This is a genomic window from Steroidobacter agaridevorans, assembly GCF_009932555.1.
GTDB classification, from domain to species: Bacteria; Pseudomonadota; Gammaproteobacteria; order Steroidobacterales; family Steroidobacteraceae; genus Steroidobacter; species Steroidobacter agaridevorans.
Window position 1 is genome coordinate 75,577 of sequence record NZ_BLJO01000007.1, and the last position, 16,995, is coordinate 92,571.

At 61.7% G+C, this 16,995-nt stretch carries 11 protein-coding genes; all 11 read right to left on the reverse strand.

Features of this window, described 5'->3' with window-relative positions; translation table 11 throughout:
- Positions 1-23 precede the first annotated feature (23 nt).
- Positions 24-1,139 (reverse strand): hypothetical protein, encoded by a 1,116-nt coding sequence (locus GYH35_RS24045; protein ID WP_202624588.1) that lies wholly within the window; start codon positions 1,137-1,139, stop codon positions 24-26.
- Positions 1,140-1,157: 18 nt separating this feature from the next.
- Positions 1,158-2,516, reverse strand: a complete 1,359-nt coding sequence (locus GYH35_RS24050) for a COG4315 family predicted lipoprotein (protein WP_161829685.1) — start codon at positions 2,514-2,516, stop codon at positions 1,158-1,160.
- A gap of 47 nt (positions 2,517-2,563) precedes the next feature.
- The gene (locus GYH35_RS24055; RefSeq protein ID WP_161811887.1) at positions 2,564-3,895 is read right to left on the reverse strand and encodes a DUF1552 domain-containing protein; all 1,332 of its coding nucleotides are present in this window, start codon (positions 3,893-3,895) and stop codon (positions 2,564-2,566) included.
- 20 nt (positions 3,896-3,915) lie between these two features.
- Entirely contained in the window at positions 3,916-5,631 is a 1,716-nt protein-coding gene (locus GYH35_RS24060; RefSeq protein WP_161829686.1) for a DUF1588 domain-containing protein, read from the reverse strand.
- 231 nt (positions 5,632-5,862) lie between these two features.
- Positions 5,863-7,242, reverse strand: coding sequence for a sigma-54-dependent transcriptional regulator (locus GYH35_RS24065; RefSeq protein WP_161811885.1), 1,380 nt, complete (start codon positions 7,240-7,242; stop codon positions 5,863-5,865).
- Positions 7,239-9,110, reverse strand: a complete 1,872-nt coding sequence (locus GYH35_RS24070; protein ID WP_202624590.1) for a sensor histidine kinase — start codon at positions 9,108-9,110, stop codon at positions 7,239-7,241. The genes GYH35_RS24065 and GYH35_RS24070 overlap by 4 nt, the downstream gene beginning before the upstream one ends.
- Before the next feature lie 98 nt (positions 9,111-9,208).
- Positions 9,209-10,480, reverse strand: a complete 1,272-nt coding sequence (locus tag GYH35_RS24075; RefSeq protein ID WP_161811884.1) for an MFS transporter — start codon at positions 10,478-10,480, stop codon at positions 9,209-9,211.
- Between the two features lie 296 nt (positions 10,481-10,776).
- Positions 10,777-11,436, reverse strand: coding sequence for a hypothetical protein (locus GYH35_RS24080; RefSeq protein WP_161829687.1), 660 nt, complete (start codon positions 11,434-11,436; stop codon positions 10,777-10,779).
- Positions 11,433-12,506, reverse strand: coding sequence for a pectate lyase (pelA, locus tag GYH35_RS24085; RefSeq protein WP_161829688.1), 1,074 nt, complete (start codon positions 12,504-12,506; stop codon positions 11,433-11,435). Before pelA ends, GYH35_RS24080 begins: the two co-directional genes overlap by 4 nt.
- Positions 12,507-12,684: 178 nt before the next feature.
- Positions 12,685-15,630, reverse strand: a complete 2,946-nt coding sequence (locus tag GYH35_RS24090) for a TonB-dependent receptor (RefSeq protein ID WP_161829689.1) — start codon at positions 15,628-15,630, stop codon at positions 12,685-12,687.
- A 174-nt stretch (positions 15,631-15,804) separates the two neighbouring features.
- Positions 15,805-16,995: an AGE family epimerase/isomerase gene (locus tag GYH35_RS24095; protein ID WP_161829690.1), complete on the reverse strand. Its 1,191-nt coding sequence runs from the start codon at positions 16,993-16,995 to the stop codon at positions 15,805-15,807.

The following is a 16,995-nucleotide window of genomic DNA, read 5'->3' on the forward strand; positions in this document are numbered from 1 at the left end:
TGTCACGCGATTGTGCGATTGAGTTATTCGCCCACCGCTTCGGGTCGCTGGCTCGCGTCCCGCAGGCTGGAGATGGCCTGCTCGCCGCGCTCCTCATGCAGGATGTAGGCTTGCACGAACTTGATCTCCCACGCCATGGATATTGCCGTGTTCTCCCCGGTCGTTGGATCCGGATAGCCCTCCGCGTTCTTGCGCATGGATCGGTATTCGGAAGTCATCGGCTCGGCGCCGTAACTGCGATGGTGGGTCGACCAGTTCTGGCCGAGCGAATTGTAGTAGCGCTCGATGTCGGTGTACCCCGCCATCAGGCCTTCGGCATTTTCCGGCGTCAGCTTCAGCTTCACGCGCCAGGCGCGCACCGAGAGGTAAGGCACACCGCGGGCCTGTGACTCGGGAAAAGTCACATCGGCCGGCTCGGTGGTCAGCACACCGTCCTTGATCTTGCCGCGCAGCTGATAGATGAAGCTCTTGCCCCAGCGGAAGTCGATTCGATGCGTGCTGCCCGGAGTGTACGCGCCGAGCGTGTCCACGATGAGTGGATCCTTGCCGCGATAAAGGGTGACCGCGACGTCCTCGTCATTAGTGAGATCGTCGACGTTGGTGAGCTCCACCAGGAAGCGGTTGTAATTGAACTTCCGCATGTAGTCCTGGATGAAGTGTCGATAGGACCCATCGGGCCCGCGGTAATTGTCGACGCAGCCGAGCACCCGATACATCTGATTGTCGATGCCCGGCTCGCCGTCAGGGCTGGTGAAATCGCGCGGACCGGTCTTGCCGTCCAGGTTCATTCCGATCGCAGTCGTGCCCTGGGCTTCCTTGAAGTGCAGCTTGGGCTCGGGCTCGGTCGTCGGGTTCCAGATCTGCCCCTCGCGCTCGAGCTGCGTCTCGACGAACTTATAACGAACGCCGGCGTCCATCGGATAGAGCGTCTTGAACTGCTCGCGCGGCCCATCGTTCACGCCCTCCGGGCACTCGACCTTGCCGTCCGGCGATTGCCAGATCGCTACGTTCTTGGCGGTCAACACATAGCCGATCGTACCGCCGCGTAACGGGCTGTCCGCAGCCTGCGCAGTCGCTACGCCGAGCGCGCAACCCAGCAGGCTCGCCAAGGCCGGTTTCATGGTTCGATAAAGCTGCATGGAAACTCCCCCTCTTTCTCAGCGCCCGCTACCGGCATTGCCGCCAAAGTCATCGCGCAACCAAAATGCCTTGAAGCCGTTGCGCGCGCCGTTGAACTCGCCAAAGGTATCGCACTCGATGTCCCCGGGCTTTTTGTCACGCGCACAGGAATACACCGGGCGATCGCGATAGGCCCACACATGCAACGCATCCGGCGCGTTGCGAGCTGCCTTCTTGCCTGTCTTCGGATCGATATGCAGCGTGCTCCAGAGGTGGCTGTCGCTCTGCGCATCCTTCGGCGCGATCAGGTAAGGAAAATTCTTCAGGCACAGCTCGGGATTGCCGCGGCCGCAGATGGCGAACCGATACGCCTGCGGTGTGTCGGGATGGTTGCAGGCCAGCTGGTCGACGGCATCGTCATTGCAGTTATAGATATAAATCGTCATGCCCTTCGCGTCACCGAGCACTTGACCGGAGTGCGTGTCATTCACCGTGAAGCCTTCGGGCGGCGGCGGCGCCATTTGCGTGAAGGCGTTGTGCCAGCCGGGCTCATCGCTGCCCTCGAGGCTGCTGCCACGCGTGTCCAACGCGCGCGTATAGAGAGGCATCTTGCGGAACGCCCACTGCTTCACACCGGGCGAGCTCTCGATGATGGACCAGTCGCCCTGCGGACGGACCGACGCGGGCGCAAGCACGGGCAACCAATCGTGCAGACACTTCAAATCGCAGTTCGACTTGCCCGGTGCATCGTGGTCCGAATAGTAGACCGAGCGTCCGGTCGCGCCGATGGTTAGAAGATGACCCATCGCGACGGTACGCACCGCGAACTGCGGCGGAATGTTAGGCGGCGGTCCCACTGGCTTGCGCTGCGCGCCGGCTTCAGAGGTGCCCCTCAATTCACTGCCGCCAAAGACATCGCCTGGCCCGCGATCGAGCACAGAGGTGTAGAGGGCGTAGCCATCGTACGCCCACTGTTTACTACCGTCTTTGCGTTCGAGGATCGTCCACTTTCCAACCGGCTCCGCGCCAGGCTTGGCGAGTACCGGTGGCCAGACATCGGTGCAGCTGGGCCGGGTCTCGACCTCCGGCAGTTCCAGTCCGCCCGGGTACGGGCTCATCAGGCCGGCATTCTCCGTGTACTTGTGATCGTCGCAGGTAGGCTTGCCCTTCTGCTCGCCGGCATCGCCGTTGCGCAAATTGGTGATCGGCCAACTGTAGAGCGTCTTGCCGTTCGCATCGGCGAACACCGGCCCTTCGAATTCGGCCACGATCACCTTGAAGCCGCGCGGCATCGGCTCGCGCACGTAGTCCTCTAACAACTGCCTGTTGTTCGCCTCCGCAGGCAACATCACAAACGCCGCAGCCAGCACGCCCATCAGGGCAACTATCTCGCGCATCTATCCCCCTTGATACAGCCGACACCGATCCGATCCGCAACCGCGGATCAGGCCAGAATCTCGCTGATGACCTTGCTGGTCTGGTTGCTCTTGGTTCCCCACGAGGGAATATCCAGGCCCATGACCTTCATTGTGGTAAAGCCGAGCTGGGTTCCTTGCGCCCCCTTGCAGTCGATGTGCATGCCGGTCTTGATCCTGCCGCCGGCCCTGCCGGCAGTGAACGCGGGCATCTCCTCGAGCGAGTGGATGCGCGCATTGGCCACGTCGGTGTTGGCCATGATCAGACAGTTGTCGAGCAGCGTGCCGTCGCCCTCCTTCACGCTATTGAAGGCCTCGACGAAATAAGCCCACGACTCCATCGACCGGCGCAGGAACCACGACGCATTGGGCTGGTAGCCGAGTTGCGCATCGGTCGGCTCCTCGTGCGTCGTCGTATGATGCGGCTTCTCATAACCGGGCTTGGTCGTGTTGGCCTGTGCGTTCGAGTAGGCCATGTTGAACACTCGCGTCTGATCGCAGGCGACTGCCATGACCAGCAGATCGGTCATCATCTTGTGACGCTCGGCCACCAGGCTCGCTTCGTTGCCGAGTTTCGGATCCTCCGGCTCCTTCGGCACCACGCAGGCCGCGCGCGGCTCGGGCTTGGTCAACTGATGATCGAACTGCTGCTCGAGATGTCGCAGGCCCGTGAAGTACTGATCGAGCCGCTGCCGATCCTCGGCGCCCACCTGCCGCTCGAGCCCCTTGATCTGCTCGTTGACCGCCGACAGTGCGCTCTTGCGCGCCATGATGAGCGGGCTCGGCGAGAACGTGGGAGCGTTCGGATCCTGGAAATCCGGGCCGAACAGCCGCCTGTAGAAATTCAGCGGCGAGAACTCCGGCGAGTTCGGCGTGTTGGCATTCTCGTAGGACACGACAGTGCGCACGTCGCCGGTTGCCGTGGCCGTCAGGTTTTTGAAGCGCGTGGTGCGGCCGATCTGATTCGCGACGATGACGTCGAGCGTCTCCGATGGCGCCTGGTTGGCGACCGTGGGCGAAGTGCCGGAGCGGAACACCATCCAACCGGTGAAGTGGCAGAAGAACGCGCCGTCACGAAAGGCAGTGAGGTTGGTGTAGAGATTGATTTGATCGCGCACGTTCTTGAGTGCGACCAGCTCCTCGGGAAGATCGTAGCCCGGCCCCGTCTTCTTCGGCACGAACACGTTCTTGCTCATGCCCAGGCCCCAGAGCCAGGTGCCGTAACGAACCGGCAGCGGCGTTCCGTCCGCATACGCGTTGCCGTTGTCGTTGAGAAAGCAATTCAGCAGCGGCAATCCGACCGAGACGGCTCCGCCCTGGAGTATTCCGCGCAGAACACGGCGGCGTGTGAGTTTTGTCATCGCTTGTTCCCCCTCATTCGTCAGTTCGTGGCGCTGGCTGTCGTCACAGCGGGCGCCGGCGACTTCGGCGCGACGATTTCCGAAAATGCATTGCTGAGCGCGATGGTCCGCAGCAGGTCCGGCACGCGATAGCCCGCTTCCGCGAAGCGCGCATTGAAATATTCGAGCGTTTTCTTGTCTTCCGGACGAACCGCGCCGCCGGCGCCGTAGCTGTAAATCCGCTGCACCAGGCATGACGTAAGGCCCGGATTGTCATGCAGCACCTTCCCGAGGCTCACCACGCCGGAGAACGATTTGCCGTCGAGCGTGCCGCTCGCGTCGATCTTGCTGCCCCGTTCCTCTTCGCGGAAACGACCGCTGCTGTCGAAATTCTCGAGCGCCAGGCCCATCGGATCCGTGATCTTGTGGCAGCCGGCGCAGACCGGGTTCTTCAGATGAAAGGCGACGCGCTCACGCTGGGTCGCGAACGGCGAGTCCGGATTATCGACCGCCGAAAAATCGACGTTGGGCGGCGGCGGCGGCACGCGCTGGCACAGCAAGGTCTCACGCAGCGCCTTGCCGCGCAGAGTCGGAGAAGACCGCGTGGGATGCGAATGTAGTGCGAGGAAGCTGACCTGGCTCAACAGTCCGGCGCGGGGGCTGTCGGGTGGGTCGGTGTACGGCGTCCAGCCAGCGGGCGCGGGCTCGCCGTAGAGCACAGCGAGCGCTGGAGAAATAAAGGTCTCGCGCGTTGTAAACAAATCACGGTAATCGCCGCGCTTGTTGACCAGGTGATCGACGATGGTACGCAACGTCTGCTCGCGCGCATCCTGCGCCACCTGGCCCGTGAATTGCGGATAGGTCGCCGGGTCCTTGGACAGCGAATTGAAATCGTCGAACCCGAACATGTCGTCGAAGAAGGCACGCACGCCCGCATCGAGCCGGCGGCTTGAAAGCATCATGTCGACCACGCGCGCCCGGCCCTCGGGCGTCTGGATCTCGCCGCTCTCGGCGGCCTTCAGCACGTTGTCGTCTGGCGCCGCATTCCACAGAAATAGCGACATGCGTGTGGCGAGCGAAAAGGCGTCGAGACGTTGGCGACCGGGACGCGCGGGATCCGGTTCCGTAGCCTCAGCGACGAACAACACGTTCGGGCTCACCAGCATGGCTTCGAGCGCGACGCCGATGCCTACGTAGAAATCCTTGAGCTGATCGGCGGTCTTGTTTGCTTCGGCGACGAACGCGTCGAGCTCGTTTCGGGTCAAGGGGCGGCGGTTCAGCAGCCGTCCCTTCTCTTTCAGGAACTGGCTGGCGCAAGCCTTGTCCGCCTTCTTCTCGTTGCGAGGCTTGCAGGTAATGAGAAAGGCGCGATATTTCGGATCGACCACGGTGTTGGCAATCGTCACCGCAGCCTTCTGATAGAGCTCGAGCTGCGCGGTGGTCACGCCTGTAATCGAAGATCCGAGCGCGAGCAGACCATCGCGACGCTGTGCCGGCGGGAAGTGCGGCTCAGGCGCAACGTCGGGCCCGAATACATAGCGAACGGTGTTGAGATACTGTTCCTCGCTGAGCAACCGCAGCCGGTTCAACGACCCGGTGTCCTGCGGCTCCTGCAAGGGCGCCTGTGTTTGATGAGACGTCGCTGCGCCCTGCGAGGCGATCGATGTTTCCGAATAACTCCCTAACGCGATGGTGGCCAGCAATGCCGCTGCGGATGCCAGCAGGCGTGGGCATCGTTCACTCAACCTCAATCGCATGTAACCCCCTTCTCACCACATACGAACTTGCTTCTTTGGGCAGATACAGCAATCGACGTGCCACTTTTCCGTGGCCCGCCGCGTCGTATGTAATACCTTGTCGCCGAGGGTTTTTTTAAGCGTCGTTGCGGTTTATTTTGGGAGGTAATGACGATTCGCCGCGGGCGGGCCGCGCCGATCAGCGGAAAATTGCCGATTCATAATTTGAGCATCGGCCAAAAACCGCGCATGTCAGCCGTGGCCGTGCGCGCCAGCATCGCGGCCCGGCCGGATCAATCCGTACTTGACCATCTTTTCATTCAACGTTCGCCGTGGAATCCCGAGCACTTCGATCACGGTGCTGATCGAACCGCTATGATCCTTCAGCGCGGACTCGATCAATTGCCGCTCGTAAGCAGCGACCCGATCCGCCAGCGCCGAGCCGATGACCGTCGGGCTGTGCGCCGTCTTGCCCAGAATTTCCGGCACCGTGCGACCCATCGCCTTCAACCCCAGCGCGTAGCGCTCGGCGACGCTTTTCAGCTCCCGCACGTTGCCGGGCCAGCTGTGCGTGAGCAATGCCTCGACATCGGATGACGACAACGGTCGATGTGGCTGCCCTGCTATCGACGCCGCCTTGGCCGAAAAATGTTCGAACAACAGCAGAATGTCTCCTTCGCGAGCCTTGAGCGGCGGCAGCGGAATTTCCGCGCCGGCGAGTCGATAGTAGAGATCGGGACGGAACCGGCCGAGCCGGCCCTGTTCCTCGAGATCGTATTTCGTCGCGGCGATGACCCGCACGTTGACTGCAACGCTCTTGTTCGAACCGACGCGCTCGACCACTCTTTCCTGCAGAACGCGCAACAGCTTTGCCTGCAGCGTCAGCGGCATGCTCTCGATCTCATCGAGCAGCAGCGTGCCGCCATGGGCGAATTCGAACTTGCCGATCCGCGCGGTGCGCGCGCCCGTGAAGGCGCCCGCTTCGTGGCCGAACAGTTCGCTTTCAAACAATTCTTCGGGCAGGGCCGCGCAATTAATGGCGACGAAAGGCGACTTCGCCCGCGGTCCGAAATCATGCAAGGCGCGGGCAACCACTTCTTTGCCGGTGCCGGTCTGCCCGTTGATGATCACGTTGGGATCGTGCTGGCATAGTTCCGCCACCATGTCGCGAACCCGCGCGATCGCAGCCGAAGCGCCCACGATGTGGGCCTGCAATCCTTCGTGGGCGGCAACGCGTCCCGACAGCTGCTGCAGCTCTTGTTTCAAACGGCGTTGCTCGATGGCTCGCGCGACGACTGCCGACAGGTGCTCGGGCACATACGGCTTCTGCAAGAAATCGTAGGCCCCCTCGCGCATCGCCGCAACCGCGAGCGGCACATCGCCATGGGCTGTGAGCAGCACGACCGGAATGTCAGGCTCGAAACGCTGCAGCTCGCGCATCAGGTCCATGCCTGTTTTTCGCGGCATCTTGAAATCGGTCAGCACGACTTTGGGAGCCCTGCGCCGGATTGCAGCCAGCGCGGCGTCCGCATCCGCAGCCGTCTCGACGGCGTGCCCTCCCAGCTCGAGCCATTGCGCGATCGAGTGGCGAACCTGCTCTTCATCATCGACAACGAGGACGGTGGGATTCATGTCTGAATTGCAACCGCAGTGTAAGGAGCCAGCGTGCTGGCGAGCGGCACGACAATACGAAACGTCGTGCCTCGATCCAAGGCGCTCTCCACCGATATTTCGCCACCCATATCCTGGATGATGCCGTAGGAGATCGAGAGGCCGAGGCCGAGCCCCTGGCCCACGTCCTTGGTGGTGTAGAAAGGATCGAACACGCTGCTGAGGTGTTCGCGCGCGATGCCCCGCCCGGTGTCGCTGACTTTGAGGCTCGCGCGGTATTCGCCCGGCTCCAGCTCGATCGTGAGCTGCCGCTGCGGCCGCTCGCGCATGGCATCGAGCGCATTGGAGATCAGGTTGACGATGACCTGTTCCAGGCGAACAGCGTTGCCGATCACGTACACCGGCTGTTCGGGTACCGAGATATGCAACGTCACGTCCTGCTCTCCGATGCGATAGTCGACCAGGCTGAGGGCGTAGCGAATCGCAGCGGTAAGATCCGTCGCCTGCTTGGATTCAGTATCCTTGCGAGCGAACGTTTTCAGATGCTGGGTCAGCGCCCCCATGCGGGTGACGATGGCCGAGACCAGTTTCAGATTCGACAGCGCCGAGTCCTTGTCGTTTCTATCGAGCAGCACGCGCGCACCGGCGATGTAGGTCGTCATCGCGGCCAGCGACTGATTGATCTCGTGAGCTACGCCCGCCAGCGCCTGCCCGAGACTTGCCATCTTGGTCGCGTGTACCAGGTTGTCCTGCGCGCGACGCAAGTCCCGCTCGGTCCTGATTCGTTCGTTGATCTCGGCTGACAGCAGCGAATTCGTCGCCGCCAGCTCAGCCGTGCGTTCGGTTACCCGCTGTTCCAGGACGTGATGCGCGTTGAGTTTGGCGCGCACGATATGCCGGCGCTGATGCGTGACGAGATAGATCAGCAAGGCGGCAAGCACCGCCAGCATCACGGCAGCGGCAACCACCGCGGCCTGCTGTTGCACGGCTCGCAATGGAAACAGGACCACCATGTTCCATCCATGCTTCGGCACGGGCCGGCTGAAGACGACGTACTCATGGCTGGCGCGCTCCTTGGGTTCGTTGATACGCACCACCTTCTGACCATGCTCGGTCCGCTCTCCGGCGAACAGCGGATTCAGGTCATCGATGTCATGGCCGTATTGACGCGTCTGGCGCAGCAGCTGCAGCTGAGATTCCGACAGGTGCGAGATGGGCCGGTACTGCCAGTTCGGGCGGCTGGTCAGGAAGATCACGCCGTTGGGATCGAGCATCGCCACCAAAGCGCCGGTGCTTTTCCATTCGTTCTGCAACGGGTGCAGATCCACTTTCACCACCGCCACGCCAACCCCGGTGTGGGCGTGCTCGTTGGCCGAATGCCAGAGAAAATAGCCCGGCTTGCCCGTGGTCGCACCGACCGCGTAGTAACGGCCTTCGTCGCTGTTGAGCGCTTCGGTGAAGTACGGGCGAAACGCGTAGTTCTTGCCGATGAAATTATTGTTATCGAGATAGTTGCTCGCCGCCAGCGCGATGCCGTTGTGATCGAGCACATAGATGTCGGACGAGCCGGCCGCATCGTTCAGCGATTTCAGATATTGGTTCGCAGCCTTTCGTGCCTGCGGCGAATCGGGATGCTCGTAGACGTCCGAGATCGGCGCCGCCTGGGCGAGCGCGGTGGGCAGATAGCGGAATCGTTCGATCGTGGCGTCGAGCGTGAGTTGCAGCAGCGACAGCCGATCGTTCGCCATACGCTCCAGGCTGCCGAAGCCGGACTGGAGCGCAAGCTCGTAGGCCAGCCATCCGGATCCGGCGATCAGCGTCGCGATGAGCATGGCCACCGCTGCGCGGCGTACGCGAAGGGATTGCCAGGTCTTGGCCGCGAACTTCATGTGTGAGCGTCGTGCGGATTTTCGCGGCTGATTGTTTGCCCAACGTGATGGTTGCGTCGGTCCCCTGCGGACGATGTTAGCAGCAATGTGCCGATGCGTCAGTCATGCCGGTTCATCGCGGACTCCTTCTTGGTGTCGCGCATGAGCAGGTAGACCACGAGTGAGGTAGCGATGCAGCCCGTCAAGTAGTAATAAAACCAGTTGTCGCGGCCGATCGATTTGAACCACAGCCCGATCGACTCGGCGGTGCCGCCGAATATCGAGACCGTGATCGCATAAGGAAGCCCGACGCCGGTTGCACGGACCCGCGTGGGGAACAGCTCCGCTTTCACCACGGCATTGATCGACGTGTAACCTGACACGATTATCCATGCGAGAGCAATCAGGCAGAACGCCTGAAGTGGACTCTGCGCCGCCTGTAACGATGTGAGCAGCGGAATGGTGAACAGAGTGCCGGCCACGCCGAAGCCGATCAGCAGCCACTTGCGGCCGATCTTGTCGGAAATTGCCCCATAGATCGGTTGTAACAACATGGCGAACAGCAGCGAGCCCGCCGTCACCAGGGTCGTCTGATCGTCGGTGAGCTTGACCGAGAGCTTCAGGAATTTCTGCATGTACGTCGTGTACGTGTAGAAGGCCGCGGTGCCGCCCATGGTCAGGCCGACGACGAGCAGCACCTCGCGCGGATATTTCATCAGCGCCTTGGTCGAGCTTTCACGCGGAGCGGATTTCTTGGCCTGGACGAACGCGGCGGTCTCGTGCAGATCACGGCGCATGACGGCCGCAACGATCGCGAGACAGGCACCGATCACGAATGGAATTCGCCAGCCCCACTCCATCAACTGCTCGTGCGTCAGGAACACCTTCTGCAACAGCAGCAGCACCAGGATGGCCAGCAACTGACCGCCGATGAGCGTCACGTACTGGAAACTGGCAAAGAAGCCGCGATGATTCTCGTGCGCGACTTCGCTCAGATAGGTCGCGCTGGTGCCATATTCGCCGCCGAGGCTCAGCCCTTGAATCAGGCGTGCAAGGAATAACATCACCGGCGCCGCGATGCCGATCGAGGCATAGGTCGGCGTCACGGCGATCATCAACGAGCCGAAACACATCAACAACACCGACAGCGTGAGTGCCGTGCGCCTTCCATAATGGTCGGCGAGATGCCCGAACAGCATTCCGCCGAGCGGCCGGACGATGAAGCCGAACGCAAACAGCAGCGCGGCGTTCAGCTGCTGGACCACCACATTGTCGCCCGGGAAAAACAGGTGCGCGAAGTACAGTGCGAAGGCGGCGTAGGCGTAGAAGTCGTACCACTCGACCAGGTTGCCGACCGATCCGATGAAGATCGACTTGAGACGCCGACGCATGTCTGCAGCGTCGAGGGGCGCAACTTTCGTCGCTGCTGCGATATCAGCATCGACCGCCAGCTCAATTTGTCCCATTTTTTTGCTAGTCCCGCACTGTTCGTCTGCCAGGCCAGGAAGGGTGCAATCCCCATGCCACGAACGTGCAGGCCAGGCGCCGCAGCAGGGGCCCCGAGATTCCTCGGATACTCACACCTTATTAAAGGGCTGCCGGGGACCATCGGCAGAATCTTGCCGATCCGCCGAATCCCATCGGCGGAAAGCGGCCTACGCGTTGACCCGTCGACGCTGGCGTGCCGTCAGGGTTGCGGCCAGAACGTGACGATGCGCCTCAGCTCACCCGCCCCGTCGAACTCGAGCACCAGCTCGGTTGGACCGGCAGGATAAACGATGATTGCATTCCCCATCGGGCGCTCGCTGGCCATCGATTTCGGATTCCAGGAGTGCAGACAACAGTTGAGATTGCGCTGTGTCTCCGCGTCGTGATCCCGAGACCAACCGGGACCGAGTACGCGAACGACGCTCTTGAACTCCCGGCCGCGCATTTTCCCATGGAAAGCAACACGGAGAGAGCACACTGTTTTCGACGCAGGTCTCGATTGTTTCCGTGCGTCCAGCCACACGCCTTCGAGCGAACCGGGACGTTGCTGCGTCATCTTTCGTCCGCCGACGAGTTGCTGGAAGCCATGCATGCTCACCGCGAGCATCTCGTCTCCCTCCCTCCGGTCGGCTCGGACTTCCGATCCGAACAGCCGGTGCATCACATCGGTGGAATAGAACTCGTCATTGGCGCACTCGCCTTTCATGGCGAGGTCCCGGACCAGCAGCAGAATGTCTTGAACATTCCGTGCCGGCACGTGAGCCGACGGCCGATCGCCGCCGGCCGGACGACCTGCGCAGCCCATGCACGAGGCAATGACTATGAGCCACAGCAGCTGCCGGCCGCGCATATCCTTCATCTCTCCGCTGCGGTCCTTCCCTTCCACGCAGGGTACTCCTCATCCAGCAACTCACGCGCCCAATCGCCATAATAGGCGTAGCCGGTGCGGCGTTCCCGTTCTATCTCTGCAAACGTATAGTGAACGACCGAATCGCGACCCAGGAAAATGGGACGATTCGTGCCGAGCTCGTAGAATCGGGCCCACAGCGGACCGGCGTCGGCGTCTGCGACAACGCGCTTATCGTGCTCGCTTTTGTCGTTGGTGAAACGTTCCACGCGGATGCCTCGAAGGGCGGAGATCTGCAGCCAACGCACACCGCCTTCGATCGCGGCGATGACCTCGGGCTCGGGGTGCGGGATGCCCATTAGAAAACGAATGATCCCAACGCTTTCGTTTCCTGACAGTGAAGGCGGTTCGTAGCGTCTCGCCCAAGCAGGCTCGAGCGTGTGCTCATCGTATTGCGAGCACCAGGCCGTGAGCACGCCATCCTGTTTGATCTGTGTCCGCAGGATCAAATCGACACCTCGTTCCAGCGCTTCGCGTGCCCGTCGGCGTCGTTGCTCGTCGACGAATGCGAACGGCGGCTTGCCGCCAGCCACATCGCGCAGCAAGCTCAACACACGGATCATGGCGTTGTCGTTGAACGTGACGTGAGAGTAATAACCCTCTCTCAACGGATAGACCTGCGGCCAGCCGCCATTCGCGTACTGTGCCGCGAGCGTGTAGTCGAGACCCCGAAAGAATGCCTGGCGGTATTTGTCATCTGCAGTGGCGTCGATGACTCGCGCCAGGAACTGCATCGGCAGCGTGGTTCCCTCATTGTCGAACGTGTTCTCGCGACCGTCGCTCGGAATATCGGCGCCGCTGCCGGGCAACACCGCGAGATCGGTGTTCTTCGGCCAGCCGCCCTCACGCGATTGGTAGCGCAACACACTGTCTGCAATAGCGCGCGCCTGCGTGGAGGAGTACCAGTCCCTTTCGTGTCGCAGGATGGCAGAGCCCCACACCGACGCCACGGTCTCGGCGTGCACGAGCAAAGGACAGAATCCGATCAGACTCAGGACTGCGATGTACCGAAGGGCTCTCATGGATGCTTTTGACAGGCGCAAGGCCATGCTGACTCCGGCACGAATTGCCTAAGATGATTTCGTCACATTGCAGGCTAGTCAGTCGGTTGCACGGATTCTTCTCGATCTACCGGAAAGACTTCTTGAATACTAATCGTGCGATGCCCGCTCATCCGGGCACCGCACGTCGCCGCATCGGTCAGAACCTGCCTCGGACGCCGGCGATGAACCGGCGCTCATAGCCGAACTGGTACGCCTTCTGACTCTCCCACTGGAAATAATAGTTCTCGTACTCGTTGGTCAGATTGAGCCCCTGCAGATAGGCCGTGAAGCTCGGAGTGATGTCGTAGCTCACTGAAGCGTCGATATAGCTCGTGGACGACTGGTACACCGTCAGTCCTTCGGTTCCCCAGATCTGATTGAACGCCTCGGCTCGCTTGCTGCGATAGTTGTGAGCGATGCGCGCCTGCAAGCGGTCGCTCTCGAACCACAACACGAAATTGGTCTGGTGCTTGGAATTGCTCGGGAACGGCAGCTTGCCGCCGCCGATGTCGGTACGCCCGGAATCGCTGGGCGAGTAGGTGTAGTTGGCGTCCACGCCGAAGTTGCTCCAGATCCCCGGCAGCTCCGAGAACGCATGTTTTGCCGAGAGCTCGACGCCCTCCAGCGTGCCGCCTTCGCCCTGCACGTTCGTCAGCACGTTCACGCTACGCCGCACGACGCCGTCCTGGTCCGGCAATGCCATCGGCACCGTGCCGCGCTCGATGAAACTATCGACCTCGATGTGGAACAACGCCGCGGCCAGCATCGTCTGGTCGTTCACGTACCATTCGATCGAGCCGTCGAAGTTCTTCGAGCGCCACGGATCGAGCTCGGGATTGCCGTTGGAGTTGGCGCCGACGATCACGAAGCGACCGCCCTCGGCATTGGAGATCGCATACGAAGGCGTCAGCGCCCCGCCCCACTGCTCCAGGTCGAGCAGAGTCATGGTCTTCGAATAGCCCATGCGCAGCTTGACGGAGTCGCTCAGATCGAACGTGAAATTCAACGACGGCAGATAATCGTTGAACTCGCGATCGGTCACGACATCGCCGGCGTCGGCGTTGGCCGCACCGTAGGGCTGAGGTGCGCCCACATTGTTCTGGACCACATTCAGCTTGGTCTTGACCATGCGCAAGCCGATGTTCGCCGAGTACGGCACATCGTCGCCGCCGTTCAACCGGCCCTGCAGATAGGCGGTCGTTTGATCCACGTCCACGCCGAACGAGTTGCCGGGATTCTTGACTTTCACGTTGCCGGGGAACAGGCCGTTGTGGAACGCGAGCGGGTCGTCCATCGCTTCGGGATCCAGCACGTACACCGGCGGCACGCCCTGCGCGTCGCCATAGTCGGTAACCCGGATCACGTTGTTTCCAAACGAGGACAGCGGCATACGGCCCAACGCCGTGTAGAAGCCGCCGGCATCGCCCGCGGTGCATGCACCGTCGATGCCGCCGCCGCTCAGGATGACGTCGGTGGCCTTCCACTTCACCAAACATCCGCTGCCGTTGGAGGCGGCGCCCGAGTAGAACGGCGCGAGATAGTCGTAGCCGAGCTGGGTGGTTTCCCGCTCGCTGTAGCGGACACCGGCATCGAGCGCGAATTTTTCCGTGAACTCGTAGCTGCCGTCCAGGCGGAATGCGGCCATGTCGGCTTCGCGGTCGGAGTTGTTTTCAGAGGACAGCGCGCCGATCGAGTAGGCGTCCAGGTTGTTGACGATGTCCGGGATGCCCGAGAAGCGCACGTGCTCGCCGCGATAATCCACCGTGATCTGCGGGAAGCCCGCGTATCCGTTCGGATAGGGATTCTGCGTGCCGCCCGGGTAGTAGTTGTTCTGAATGCCCCATTGGCTGCCATTCGAAAGATCGATGTCCGCGTAGCTGTTGACGATGTTCTGCTCGGCGTCCGCCAGGATGGCGCGCGCGCTGCCGGTAAACTTCCCGCCGTTGTCGAAGCTCAGCTCGAGGTTGAAGTTCTGCGATTTCGCATCGGTCCTTGCGACCTGCGAAAACGACTTCAAGCGCCGCGTGTCCAGCAGGAATTGATCGACCAGGACGAGCTCGCGCAAATCGACGACTGCCGGATCGTTGCTCACATCGACCATCGCGCCGCTGCCTCGCGAAGATAACGGCGTGAACCATTCCCATCGCTGCCACTTGTCTTCGGCGGCCATGCCGGCAGTGCGGACGTACTGTTCCTGATCGGTGTAGAACGCATCGGCCGTCAGCTGTACGGCATCCGTGATACGCGCCTGGAAGGAGGCATTCAGACCGATGCGGTCGCGCTCGGTGAAACGGTTGAACGCGGTGTGCCCCTGATAGGAAACGATCACGTCGTCGGCGTCGCCATCGCCGTTCACATCGCCATTCGCGTCGCCGGGCCAGTTGCCGCCCTCATTGGGGCGGCCGCTCCAGCCTTGGTCGCCTTGCATGCCGCTGTAGTAATTCGCCAGGTTGACGTTGGAATACGCCACCGAGACCAGCGCGCCGAAACGATCGTTGTTCCAGGCGACCAGCAGGTTGCCCTGCGGATCGAGCTCTTCGGCGCCGTCGCCGTACGTGCCTTCGACTGCAGCCGACGCGGTGAGGCCCTGCGGCAGATCGAAAGGACGACGGGTGCGTAGATCGACGGTGCCGGTCAAGCCGCTGCTGATCAAGCTCGACGTTGCCGTCTTATATACATTCGCGCCCGCAAACAGTTGCGACGGCACGTCGGTGAAGTTCGGTTGTACGGTGGTGATGGAGTTGGCGCCGAGAAACTGCTCGCCGTTGAGCAACGTGGACACCTGGGGCAAGCCGCGCACCGAAATCTGACTGCCTTCGCCGGCATCGCGACGAATCTGGATGCCGGGGATGCGTTGCAGGGAATCGGAGATGGTGACGTCGGGCAGTTTGCCGATGTCTTCAGCGGAAATGGCATCGACGATCTGCAGCGAGTCGCGCTTGATATCGATGGCGGCCTGCTGAGCGGCGCGCACGCCGGTGACCACCACTTCTTCCAGCTCGCCGGCGCTCTGTTCCTGAGCAAGACCGGTATTGGCGAACAGCACTACGCTCGAGGCCGCCACCCACGAACCACGTCGCCATCGCACACTGCGTGTACGCATCTCTCATCCCCCTGTTTGGCTACCGAACCGTTCTTTGCCGGCCTTCGGCCGATCGACGCGCACGAGGCCATTGCGCCCGATTCTGCTGCGGCCGTTTTGGCCTTGTCAATAGATTCTTATATTTGTTTTATTTAAAGACGCGGTGAGTAATGTTTGCTCGCGTCGGTTCATTCTTTAGCGGGACGCAATGACGACGCGGTTCAACGTGGCATTGAGCTCCGCGATCGCGGCCACGAGGTGATAAAAAGAGCTGGCCGGCGCGGGCTCCTCGATGAAATCGCCCCGCTCCGACATCTGATCGCGCCACAACCCTGCCGTCCCGGTCCGCAGATACTGCTCGATCGCCGCTGCGGAACGTTGCGCGATATCCAGATAGCGTGGTGCGCGCGTCCACTCCCAAGCGGCGCAGCCGGCCTTCAACCTTTCGGTCTGCGGCCACAGTCGGGCCTGCCCATCGCGGACTTTGCCGTCGAGCCAGATCGAGTTCACGGCTACGTCTCTTGCTGGATCCACGCCGTGGCTCTCCGCTTCGTCGATAAGCGTCAGCGCAAGCTTTGCAACTCGTGCCTCCCCTGTACTCGAATACCAACGCAGCAGCAGCCAGGCCCACTCGAACTGGTGCCCCGGCTCCACGATCAACCCCGCCTCGCCTGGCGCGGGGTGCCAGTCATCGGTGTAGAACTCTCGGATCTGCGAGCTCGCTGGATCGATGAGTTTGGTAAACGTGAGATCGACGATGCTCGCAGCCAAGCGGCGCCAGCAAACATCGTGATCGACCCCCTGCCACGCGAGCACCGCCTCGAACAAATGCATATGAGAGTTGCTCGTGGCCGTGCGCGGTCGATCGGGCGCTTCGACGAATCCACCCGCCGGATTTGCCAGGCGGCTTTGCACGGATGCCAGCAATGCATGAGCGCGCTGACGCAACGATGCATCGTTGAATACGTCGTAAGCTGTCGCATAGCCAAGCAATGCGAACGCCTGATCGTAGAGCAGCACGGCATCGTCGACGCAGTGGCCGTCGGGTGCGACGCATGTGCGGATGAGTCGATCGGCTCGCACATGATGGCGCAAGAAAAATTCCAGCGCGTGTGCGACGGCTGGCTCCGTGATCCCGTCGTGACCCAAGTCATCCGCCAGACTGAATGCAAACATCTGCCGCGGATGCAGTCGCGCACGGCGCGGTTCGTTGCAAGGCTGGCCGTTCTGTTCGAGCCGCTCGTGAAAACCGCCGTTTTCACGATCCGCGCCGCGGGACCACCAGAGCGGATAAGCGTCCTCGACGAGCCAGCGCAGCAGTCGCGCCCTGCTCGCATCGAGCAATCTCAGCGGCGCCGGCTCCGCCGACACAACGCCCCTCTCCAT